The organism is Psychrobacter sp. FME13, from assembly GCF_014861395.1.
Classification (GTDB): domain Bacteria; phylum Pseudomonadota; class Gammaproteobacteria; order Pseudomonadales; family Moraxellaceae; genus Psychrobacter.
In genome coordinates this window covers 1-11732 of sequence record NZ_RRYV01000098.1, presented here as the reverse complement: position 1 = coordinate 11732, position 11732 = coordinate 1, and the positions used below count along the sequence as shown (strand labels likewise).

The 11732-nt window shown below is 40.2% G+C and carries 9 protein-coding genes; 5 read left to right on the top strand and 4 right to left on the bottom strand.

Features of this window, described 5'->3' with window-relative positions; translation table 11 throughout:
• Nucleotides 1-248 precede the first annotated feature (248 nt).
• The gene (locus EI164_RS11155) at nucleotides 249-1301 is read left to right on the top strand and encodes a 5'-nucleotidase (protein ID WP_192520035.1); all 1053 of its coding nucleotides are present in this window, start codon (nucleotides 249-251) and stop codon (nucleotides 1299-1301) included.
• 38 nt (nucleotides 1302-1339) lie between these two features.
• Complete coding sequence (locus EI164_RS11150; protein ID WP_192520034.1) at nucleotides 1340-1948, top strand: rhomboid family intramembrane serine protease; 609 nt, start codon at nucleotides 1340-1342, stop codon at nucleotides 1946-1948.
• Between the two features lie 113 nt (nucleotides 1949-2061).
• Here EI164_RS11150 and EI164_RS11145 read toward each other — a convergent pair whose 3' ends face one another.
• The 3 genes from EI164_RS11145 to EI164_RS11135 form a co-directional block, all read right to left on the bottom strand.
• The gene (locus EI164_RS11145) at nucleotides 2062-2607 is read right to left on the bottom strand and encodes a hypothetical protein (RefSeq protein ID WP_192520033.1); all 546 of its coding nucleotides are present in this window, start codon (nucleotides 2605-2607) and stop codon (nucleotides 2062-2064) included.
• Between the two features lie 157 nt (nucleotides 2608-2764).
• On the bottom strand, nucleotides 2765-4633 hold the full coding sequence (locus EI164_RS11140) for a sodium:solute symporter family protein (protein ID WP_192520032.1): 1869 nt from the start codon (nucleotides 4631-4633) through the stop codon (nucleotides 2765-2767).
• Between the two features lie 3 nt (nucleotides 4634-4636).
• On the bottom strand, nucleotides 4637-4897 hold the full coding sequence (locus EI164_RS11135) for a DUF4212 domain-containing protein (RefSeq protein WP_192520031.1): 261 nt from the start codon (nucleotides 4895-4897) through the stop codon (nucleotides 4637-4639).
• A gap of 838 nt (nucleotides 4898-5735) precedes the next feature.
• On the opposite strand from EI164_RS11135, the gene EI164_RS11130 reads away from it, so the two are divergent.
• Entirely contained in the window at nucleotides 5736-7232 is a 1497-nt protein-coding gene (locus tag EI164_RS11130; RefSeq protein ID WP_192520030.1) for an alanine/glycine:cation symporter family protein, read from the top strand.
• Between the two features lie 113 nt (nucleotides 7233-7345).
• Here EI164_RS11130 and EI164_RS11125 read toward each other — a convergent pair whose 3' ends face one another.
• The gene (locus EI164_RS11125; protein WP_192520036.1) at nucleotides 7346-8983 is read right to left on the bottom strand and encodes an electron transfer flavoprotein-ubiquinone oxidoreductase; all 1638 of its coding nucleotides are present in this window, start codon (nucleotides 8981-8983) and stop codon (nucleotides 7346-7348) included.
• Nucleotides 8984-9631: 648 nt separating this feature from the next.
• Between EI164_RS11125 and EI164_RS11120 the strand changes: the two genes are divergently transcribed.
• Both EI164_RS11120 and murI read left to right on the top strand, forming a co-directional pair.
• The gene (locus tag EI164_RS11120; protein ID WP_192520029.1) at nucleotides 9632-10360 is read left to right on the top strand and encodes a DUF1285 domain-containing protein; all 729 of its coding nucleotides are present in this window, start codon (nucleotides 9632-9634) and stop codon (nucleotides 10358-10360) included.
• Nucleotides 10361-10713: 353 nt separating this feature from the next.
• Nucleotides 10714-11580, top strand: a complete 867-nt coding sequence (gene murI / locus EI164_RS11115; RefSeq protein ID WP_225739243.1) for a glutamate racemase — start codon at nucleotides 10714-10716, stop codon at nucleotides 11578-11580.
• Nucleotides 11581-11732: the final 152 nt, after the last annotated feature.

Genomic DNA, 11732 nt, shown 5'->3' with positions numbered 1-11732 from the left:
CTTCTATGTCAATTATGGCTATGTCTGATGCCAGCATACTTTTTAGAACACCACCTTATTTTTTATAATCTAGAGCGTGTTGAACATTCACAATAAGCGCTGTTAATCGTTAAAATGCTTTCAGATGATGCATAAAACGACAATAACGTTTGCACCTTAACTTTAGAGAATAATTTTAATGGCTATGACTACTTTGGCTCGTAGTCCATTCTTTTATCCACTCTATGATTTTATCAGTTGAGAGATTTATGGCAGTTGATTTTAGTAACACGTTGATAGTTGCAATTTCTGCAACTGCACTATTTGATTTATCAGAATCTGAAAATCATTTACTTCAACTTTTGCAGCAACGTCCTGATGATGTGATAAAAGAATTTCGTGACTATATGATCGAACGTGAGAATGAGCCTTTAAATATAGGTGCAGGCTACCCTTTGATTCAAGCGTTATTGAACCTCAATAAATATTGCAATGACTGTTTAGATAAAGATATAGAAGTTGATGCACCATTAGTTGAGGTTGTTATTATCTCAAAGAGTAGTCCTGATACAGGTATTCAGGTACTTAATGCAATTCTTGAAAAAGGCCTTAATATTTCACGATCGGCATTTATTTCAGGTAGCCCCGTGGCTCCTTATATTAAAGATTTTAATGTTGATCTGTTTCTTACTACTAATCGTGATGATGCACAGCAAGTTGCTGATGCCAATATTTGTGCTTGTGCAATACTTGATGCGACACCTGTTAATACTTATGAGCTAGATACTCAGCAGTTGCGTATTGCTTTTGATGGTGATGCAGTGCTTTTTGATGATTCAGGAGAATTGCTTTATAAGCAAAAAGGCTTACGTGCTTTTCATGCTCGTGAAGCACAAATGCGTGATTTACCCATTGAGAAAGGGCCTTATGCTGAACTATTGATTAAGCTCTCAAATCTACAAGAGCGTCTGCCGGCATCTCTTAAATACTCTCCGATAAAAATAGCGCTAGTAACTGCTCGTAATGCACCTGCTGATTTGCGCGCTATTAAAACGCTACGTGAGTGGGGCGTGAATGTTGATATGGCCTTTTTCTTAGGTGGGTTGGAGAAAACTGCTGTACTAAGAACATTTGCTCCACATATATTCTTTGATGATTCAATCAAACATATTGATGCGGCGCGTAATTTTATTCCTACTGCGTTGGTGCCTTACCATTCAAACTCATTGCTACATGGGAGCAATTATGTGGCTGTGGATAAAAATGCTACGTCATTGTCGTTTGAGCCGATAGATAGGTCGTTATTTTCTGTGAGTCACTAGGATATATCTAAAGCGATTAAGTGAAAGGGTAATATCATATGAATTGGAAGCAATTACTTACTTTGATTGTAGTACGAATAAAGCAAGTTATTGGTTTATATGCTTTTGTATTGATACCAATGTGGGGTATGTTTTTTCTCAATGAAACAGCTTTATTTGGGATGTGGAATATTTTTGGTATTGTACCTCGTGCTCTAGATGTAGGTAGTTTGATTGGAATATTTGCTTCATGGACGATGCATGGTAACTTTTCCCATTTACTTGGCAATACTTTTACGTTATTACAAATTTTATTTTTGTTTGGACTGTTTGAAAAAAATGCGTATCGAACCATACTTAAGTTGATTATTGCATCCGGGCTAGTTACTTGGATAATCGGCTCGCCATCTTCTATTCATATTGGTGCATCAGGGTTATGTTTTGCCATGCTTGGCTACATGATAGGCGGTGCTGTATTTGCGCGACGTTGGGGTTATCTAGTAGCTTGTATCGTTATGGGCACTGGCTACTGGTTGACTATCAAGCAAGGATTAATGCCGCAACAAGGTATCTCATTTGCTGCCCATTTTGGTGGCTTATGTGCAGGATTGTTGTTGGGTGCTAATTCTAAACACACTTATAAAACGGTCCCACACCACGATAGCTAATAAAAGTAAAGCTGATGCAAAAAAAGGGTAATTTTTTAGATTGATTAACTTAAAAAATTATCCTCTTTCAGTATGTGGCTTCGTTATCTAGGAGATCGATATGTGTAAAATAATTAACTTTTATTGGTGCAAATTTTAATAAATAGCGGATCATCTGTTGCCAAATCGTGCCATGCAGTTGTTTGTTCAACATGTTCATCAATCGTAAGCGTGCTATCTTTTTCTGGTAATACATAGTCTGCGCGTGCAGGACGGCTACAATCGATCACTTGCTCAATCTTTTGTACACTTCTACGTCTTTCAAACAAATACAAGTTAACCAAGTATATGTTGGAGTTATCTATTTGCACACTGGCATTACCAGTATCAGCTGCTATAAAGCGTAGTATCTGTGGTTTGGCATAAGACCATGGACGAAACCATTCGGTACTTTCTGCTGTTTTGACCACTTCTACTCCCTCTGGTAACTTATCCACTTGCTGACTATACCAGTTGTATTCTTGATGTATTTGAAACGCAAATATACCAATAGCAGCAAATAGGGGTACAAGCCATTTCGGTGTACGTTTGCCTGCCAGTTTACTGAGATGAGTTATGATTAGTGCTAGTCCAGCCATACCAAATGCGGCAGCTATGGTAGCGATAAACTCGAAAAGCATAAAATATTCCTTAATGCGTTAGGTATGTCTAATTTAAACTATTGAGTAAATTAAAAATATAAGAATGATAATACATGTCAGGCAAAAAAATCACCCACAAGCAGCTACTGCCTGTGAGTGATATATAGTAACAGAAGATATATCATGATTCGTAAGATCAGTGGTCGACTGCACCACCAGCACCGCGTGGCGAACGAACACTCTCAACCAGTTCCTGGATATGTAATGGTGGCGCTTTCGTTGCATAAGAAACTATGAATGCAACAATAAAGTTAAGTAATGCACCAACTGCACCAAATGATAATGGTGAGATACCAAATAACCAGTACTCTGCGGTATCAGGTAGGTTTGCTGTGCCGCTAATAAAGAACCAGCCTTTGAATACAAAGATATAAAGCAAGATACTGATGAGACCAGTCAACATACCAGCAATAGCACCGAGATTGTTGATACGTTTAGAGAAAATACCCATCATTAATGCAGGGAAGAGTGAGGCGCCAGCGATACCAAATGCCAATGCAACTACCTGTGCGGCAAATCCTGGTGGATTCATGCCTAGGTATGTAGCAACTACAATAGCTACCCCCATTGTGATACGTGCGACCTTTAGCTCTCCTTTGTCAGTAATGTTTGGATTAAGATTTCGTTTAATCAAATCATGACTGATGGCTGAAGAAATAGCGAGTAACAAACCAGCTGCTGTAGATAATGCTGCTGCCAAACCACCAGCGGCGATAAGACCAATAACCCAAGGTGGAAGCTGAGCAATTTCTGGATTCGCCAATACGAGAATATCAGCGTTGACATCTAACTCGTTACCAGCCCAACCTGCGTCAGCAAAACGACCATCAACTTCTAAATTATGGGCGGCACGGGCTGTTTCCACAGCGGCAGTTGCAGCGCTTACATCACCACCTTCAGTTTGTGCATTTGCTAGTGCAATCTCAGCTGCGCCAAGACCACTGTCATTATACATTTGGATACGACCATCGTTATTTAGGTCGTTATACTTAATAAGACCTGTATCTTCCCATGTTTTCATCCAGTCTGGACGTTGGTCATAGTTGATAGCAGGCTCTTCAACACCTTGTGGATAGATAGTGTCAATTAGGTTCAAACGTGCCATGGCACCTACTGCAGGTGCAGTGAAATATAGCAATGAAATAAATACTAGCGTCCAACCAGCTGTCCAACGGGCATCAGCCACTTTAGGCACTGTGAAGAAACGGATAATAACGTGTGGTAAACCTGCTGTACCAATCATGAGTGATAACGTAAATAACACCATGTTGAGTTTATTAGGAACGTCAGCAGTATAAGCGGTAAAACCTAAGTCAGTGACAACTTGGTCAAGTTTGGTTAAGATAGGAACGCCTGCTTCTACATGGTTTGAGAACAAGCCTAAACCTGGAATTGGGTTGCCTGTTAATTCAAGTGAAATAAAGACGGCTGGAATGGTATAAGCAATCATAAGAACCACATACTGCGCAACCTGCGTGTAAGTAATCCCTTTCATGCCACCAAGTACTGCATAGAAAAACACAACAATCGCTGCAATAATAAGACCAGTATCATTTTCAACTTCTAAGAAGCGTGAAAATGCAACACCTGCCCCTGTCATCTGACCAATCACATAAGTGGTTGAGGCAATGATCAAACAGACCACAGCAATCATAGCAGCGGTCTTGGAATAAAAACGATCACCAATAAAGTCAGGAACTGTAAATTTACCAAATTTGCGTAAGTATGGTGCTAGTAGCATGGCTAGTAAAACATAACCACCTGTCCAACCCATTAAATAAGTCGATGCACCATAGCCACCAGCAGCAAGTAGACCGGCCATAGAAATAAAGGATGCAGCACTCATCCAGTCAGCTGCTGTTGCCATACCGTTGACTACAGGATGAACACCGCCTCCTGCAACATAAAATTCACTTGTTGTTCCTGCACGAGCCCAAATCGCAATACCGAAGTAAAGAGCGAAGGATAGACCCACAAAAATAATATTAATTAGATACTGACTCATGATCTATTCCTCGTCTACGCCGTATTGTTTGTCCAACTTATTCATACGCCAAGCGTAGAAAAAAATTAAGACAATAAAAATACCAATGGAACCCTGTTGAGCGAACCAAAAGCCTAAATCGGTACCACCGATTTTGATGCCAGCTAAGAGAGGACGTAAAAGAATCGCAAAGCCGTAAGAACATAATGCCCAAACGACTAGACTACCTAAAATGAGACGAACATTGGCACGCCAATATCCAGATGGATCGTTGTGGTTTTCCATAGGACAACTCCTTTTGTCTTACCTAAAATGTTATTGTCGGTCTAATTTTGCTAAAACATATTGGTTTAACCTGTATCGATTACCACGATACTGTATCTATCATAACCATCATATATAGCAAAATTTTATTGATAGACTGCAATCCATAGGGACTAAGTCGTATCAAAAAGACACTAACAACATAAAAAATAGCTACGTACTGTGTATAACAGTAGAAATATAACGTGCAACAACCTATTTCTTTATTGAAAGTGAATAGTTAGGTATGGCATAGAACATATTAATAAAAAGTATAATGTATAAAGAACTGGACTTATCGAGGAAGAGAGAGGGGTAAGACGATCCATTGTCTGTTTTACAATCTTGTCTTCCTGACAAGTGTCTTAACATTCTTAATGCATTTAAAATGCCACGCTATTAAGCAACTACTAGCTTAACATAAATATTAAAAAGGTCTTTTGCATATACTAAATAAAAGTAAAGGCAAAAATCAAGCATACGTTTAGTTGTTTATACAATATCCAGTACTAGTGCATCACGTGATGATACTGAGAACTATACAACAATAGTCTAATAAGTGCTGCTAAATTGTTACTCAATACATTCTATAGTATATCAAGTGTAAAGAACATTTATTTAATAAATGTTCTTTTTAGATGGATAACTAAATTTAATAATTGTTAGTGCTTCAATGTCTATATCATGCACGTGATATTTTGATATCAAATTTTTTGTGCATGATGGTTTAAGTGGCCTAAGGTTCGAGTTGGCCAAATATAATATCAATACAAATTTTCAGTACAGTCTATAAAGTGTTAATTGTTAATAAGGAGCCCGTATGAACGACGGAATAGCAGGTTGGTTTAATAGCATTGTAAACTATGGTGTCAGCATTATTTGGGGCAACAATGATTGGTTGATTGCTAATAACCCTTGGTATGGATTATTGATGTTCGTACTGATTGGCGCAGGTCTTTATTTTACCGTCGTTACACGTTTTATACAGTTTCGCCATTTTGGTCATATGTGGAAACTATTGCGTGTCTCTAATCAAGGACGCAAAAATGGTGGTATTAGCTCATTTGAGGCACTGATGACCTCACTGGCAGCTCGCGTCGGCACAGGTAATTTGGCAGGGGTTGCAATTGCGATTTATCTCGGTGGCCCAGGTGCTGTGTTTTGGATGTGGATGACGGCGATCGTTGGTATGTCGACCAGTTTTATTGAATCCACGTTAGCACAAGCGTACAAAGTACCGCACCATGACAATGTTTATCGTGGTGGACCTGCTTACTATATTGAAAAAGGTTTGGGTAAGCGCTGGTTAGCAATCTTCTTTTCGTTATGTTTGCTGGTGGCTTTTGGTCTGGCATTTAATGGTGTACAGTCAAATACCATTGCACAGGCGACCAATGAAGCGTTTGGCATTCCAACATGGGCGACAGGCTTAGTGCTGGTAGTATTAGTTGCGCCAGTAGTATTTGGTGGTTTACGCTCAGTTGCTCGTATTGCTGGGAAAATCGTCCCTGTTATGGCTATTTTGTATATTTTGTTAGCGTTATTCATTATTGTCACTAATTTCAGTCAATTTCCAGCGGCTATTGTGTTGATTGTAAAATCAGCATTTGGTTTTGAACAAGCAGCGGGCGGGGTAATAGGTTACGGTATCGCTCAGGCCATGATTAATGGTATCAAGCGTGGCTTGTTTTCTAACGAAGCAGGTATGGGTTCAGCACCCAACGCTGCAGCTACCGCAAAGAGTCACCCTGACCATCCAGCGGTACAAGGGTTTATGCAAATGCTAGGTGTTTTTATGGATACGCTAGTCATTTGTACAGCAACGGCATCAATTATTATACTGTCAGGTGTGGTTGACCCCAGTGTTGAACAAGAAGGTATTCAGCTGACTCAGCTAGCATTGTCGCAGTATGTTGGTGATTTAGGTGTGGTGTTTGTGGCGATTGCTATTTTCTTTTTCTCATTCACTTCTATCATTGCTAATTATAGTTATGGTGAGTCAAATTTAGAGTTTATTTCTGGTGCCAAAAATGCCAAAGTGATGATTATGGTTTTCCGCTTCATGGTATTAGGTATGGTGTTTATTGGTGCTATTGCCAGTCTGCCCGCTATTTGGAACTTTGCTGACTTGTCGATGGGACTGATGGCTTTGGTTAACTTGATGGCAATCTTACTGCTATCTCCAGTGGCACTTAGAATACTGCGTGACTATGAGCGTCAAGTGAAAGCAGGTAAAACTGGTGATCAAATCAAATTTAATCCCGATGATTTTGTGAAGCTTAAAGATGAAGCTCATCGTGATGCATGGACAGATTAATTTTGATGATTAAATGAAAGCTGAATAAAAAACCGCCCTTTTAAATATTAAAAGGGCGGTTTTTTATTCAGCTACTATTATGTTATGGGTGCAATAAATACTCCAATCATAGGTTACATGTTTGGATAGTTAGGACCACCGCCGCCTTCTGGCGTTACCCACGTAATATTTTGTGATGGGTCTTTAATATCACAAGTTTTACAATGTACACAGTTTTGCGCATTGATGACAAACTTCGCACCTTCTGCATCTTTGACCACTTCGTAAACACCTGCTGGGCAATATAAACGTGCCGGTTCAGCATATAGCGGTAAATTAATGGATACTGGTACGGTTGGATCCGTCAGTTTTAGATGCGTTGGTTGGTCTTCAGCATGATTGGTATTAGAAATAAATACTGATGACAGTTTATCAAATACCAGTTTGCCATCAGGCTTTAAGTAAGTCGGCTGATAAGCATGGTTGGCTCGCTCTAGTTGGTCATAATCTGGGATGTTATCATGTAGGGTAAACGGCATTTTACCCTTAAATAAGTTGTGCTCGATGAAGGTAAACGCACCACCCATAAACAGACCCATGCGATGAATCGCAGGCGAGAAGTTACGTGATTCATAGTTATCTTCATATAACCACGATTCTTTATACATAGTGGTATAAGCAACAACCTCATCATGCTGACGATCAGCTTGTAATGCTTCAAAAATCGCTTCGGCTGCGAGCATACCGGACTTCATTGAAGTATGGGTGCCTTTGATTTTTGCAGGGTTCAAGAATCCAGCATCGTCACCAACCAATACACCACCTGGGAAGGTGAATTTCGGTAATGAGTTGAGACCACCTTTGGTCAAAGCGCGCGCGCCGTAAGAGATGCGTTTACCGCCTTCTAATACACTTTTGATGACTGGATGCGTTTTTAAGCGTTGCATCTCATCGAATGGTGACATGTATGGGTTGTGGTAAGATAAATCAGCAACGAGACCAAAGCTGACTTGGTTGTTTTCATCAAAGTACAACCACCAACCACCAGTAGAACCCGTTTCTGTTAATGGCCAACCAAGACCGTGCATGACCACACCTTGCTCGTGCTTTTCAGGTGCTACATCCCACAGCTCTTTTAAGCCAATACCATAATGTTGAGGGTCTGAGTCTTTATCAAGATCAAAACGGCTGATCAAGCGTTTACCTAGATGACCACGGCAGCCTTCGGCAAAGACAGTATATTTAGCAAGAAGTTCATAACCAGGCTCAAAGCTTGGCTTGGCTTCACCATTGGCAGCCACACCCATATCACCCGTCAATACGCCTCGTACTGAGCCATCATCATTATATAAGATATCGTCTGCAGGGAAGCCTGGGAACATCATGACTTCTAGCTCTTCAGCTTGGGCGGCTAACCAGCGAACCACATTGCCTAGTGACACGATATAGTTGCCGTCATTGTGCATCGGCCCTGGAATTAGAGAATCAGGTACTTTAGTAGAGCGTGTGGCTGAGTTTAGGTAATAGAAGCGATCTTCGGTCGCTGGCACGTTAAGCGGTGCGCCTTTTTCTTTCCAGTCTGGTATTAGCTCATCTAAAGCACGTGTTTCTATTACTGCACCAGATAAAGTATGAGCACCGAACTCAGAGCCCTTTTCGACGACACAAACCATAAATTCATCATTACCCGCTGCAATAGCCAGTTGGCGTAGACGGATGGCAGTAGATAGACCAGCAGGTCCACCACCGACGATAATGACATCAAACTCCATTGATTCACGTTCAATCTCAGGCTCGGCTACCACAGGTTCTATTACTGGCTCTGGTGCTTTGTCGATAGTGACAGCTTCGGTAGGCTTGTTTTCTACAGCAAACTCTTCAGCTAACACTTCTTCTGTCGCAACTTCCGGCTCTGCTTTGTCTAGATTTGCCGTTTCTGTCGCTACTGTTTTATCAGTATTAACAGTTTCACCATCAATAACTGGATTTTGATTGTTTGGCTCTTGCATACCTACTCCTAAACTTTTAGTGGCTTATCTCAGGGCATTATTAGCTTAACAACTGAATAATAGAGTTGCAGGGCTAACTTTGCTCAGATATATGGCTGCCTGATAAAACTGTCTTTGCGGCATCAATTAATTACGTTATTGTTGAGTCCGATTTATTCAAAGATATCAACACATAACGTAAAATTTGTTATTAACACAACAGCTATTTGAACGTTCCGATAAAAATAAAAAATCGTTACTTATTATAAAAGAAAAGTCCCATAAACACGATACGCATTTATGAGTATAGGTGTTAAGGTGATACTGAACTAATAAGGAAGTTATAACGACAAGGTTTCATCATACCTGAAACAAAAATTTATAGTAATAACAGTTTTGCCAAACTTTGAATGTTAGGTAAAGGATTATATAATGAATTATGATAATAAAAAGGCCATTAGCAATCATGAAAATAAAGCAGAAGCCCCAAATGACGTGTCATCCAACCTAAGTGACATTGATACCCTTAGCCAGTATTTAAAGTCTAGCGCTGGAGTTCGTCAGGGACGCACAATACCGCCACTGGAAAGTTGGCATCCTGACCATGTGGCAGATATGGACCTTATCATAAAAGCAAATGGTGAGTGGTGGCATGAAGGTGGAAAAATGACTAGAGAGTCATTGGTCAGCTTGTTTGCCACTATTCTGTGGAAAGAGGAAAACAATGGTAGGACAGAGTACTTTCTGAAGACGCCTGTACAGAAAATCCGTATTCAAGTTGAAGATGCACCACTACTCATCAACGATGTTGGCATTGTCAATGAGGGCGGTTATAGTTGGTTGGAGTTTCTCACAACGACAGGTGATGTGGTGCGTTTAGATGATGAGCATCCAATCATATTAAAGGCGTATAATCCTAAAGATAGTAGTATGATTGACTATGCAATAACTGATACAGATGTGGACAGTCATCAGGAAGCAGTCATCGAACCGCAAGTGCGTCCCTATATGCTCGTTAGAAATGGTTTGACGGCGCTGATTGGTCGTAATACGTTTTATCATCTTGCAGAGATTGGCGAATTAATAGAGCAAAATAGTGAGACAATATTGATCTTAAAAAGTGGTGGCAAGTCTTATCAGCTATCGATGCCTATCAATTAACGACACTCATTTATAGTGAGGTCTTTAGTAGCTAGAGTATGCCCTGGGTTTTATCAGCACTTTTTAAAATGAAGAAATGCTCTATAAAGTTGTATTAAATAAATAGGTTGTGTTAAATAAATAGATAGCAACTTGATAGCAATTTAATAACTATATAATATTTAACTCAGTATTTGACTGAAGAAACAGTACAAAGATGATGATATGTATATAAAAATGGCAGTACAGTAACGATGGATATTACGGCAAGTAATGTCACGAATGCGTTCAAGATGCGCTCAGATACCTTCATTGGTAACGATTTTGGGGAAGTGGGTAACGCTGCTATAAACAAAGCTAGTATTGGTAAAACTATGAATAGTAAAGCTCGTAGCTCGCCAATAGGATTGTTCGACTCTGGAGTCGGTGGGTTGTCTATTTATCTGCATCTCGCGCAGCAGCTCCCTAATGAGCGTTATGTTTATTATGCTGATACGCTAAATGTACCTTATGGCAATCGTGATAGTGCAGATATTGAAGCGTTAACCCTGACTGCATTAGAGTGGTTGTATCAACAGGGCTGCAAGCTTATCGTGATTGCTTGTAATAGTGCTTCAGCCTATGCACTGGAAACTGCAAGGCGTCATTATCCTCAGCTACCTATTGTCGGTCTAGTACCTGCCTTAAAACCAGCGGTAGCTGCTAGCAAAAGCAGCCGTGTCGCAGTATTGGCGACCAAGGCGACTTTGAATGGCACGTTGCTCAATGATGTCATTAACAATTTTGCTAGACCTAATAATACAGTGGTTACTAAGTATTTTGATCCACGATTAGTGCCTTGGGTAGAGGCCGGTATGCCAGAGCAGGATGAGACGGCGTTCAGTTTGCGCCAGCAGCTAAAATTATTTGCCAACGAAGGGATTGATCAGTTGGTGCTAGGCTGTACCCATTATCCATTTTTTAAAGCATTTTTATTGAATGAGATTGCAGCGCAGCAGCTATCAATGCAGGTAGTGGACTCTGGACAGGCAATTGCTGAGCGAGTTAAGCAGTTACTGGTTACCAACCAATTGTCAGCGTTGACTAAGAGCGAATCAAATGCTTTAGGAGATGCCAAAGACCTAGATACGAATCTTAGGCTACCATTGGTTTTTTATGCTACTAAATATAATGATAAACTGGGCGCCTTAGTCACGCGATTACTGGGTAAGGACGCAGTATTGCAATATCATGCTAACTAGGACATGCCGTCCGTTAGTTGGCTACTTGACGCGGTTTGGCAAGATTTAGTCATTTTTAATATATGTAGATGACTATCGGTTGAATTAAGAACACGTCCTAGGGCGTGTCATCAATTAAGCCAAACGACACAAGAAACTAAGTGAATGGCACT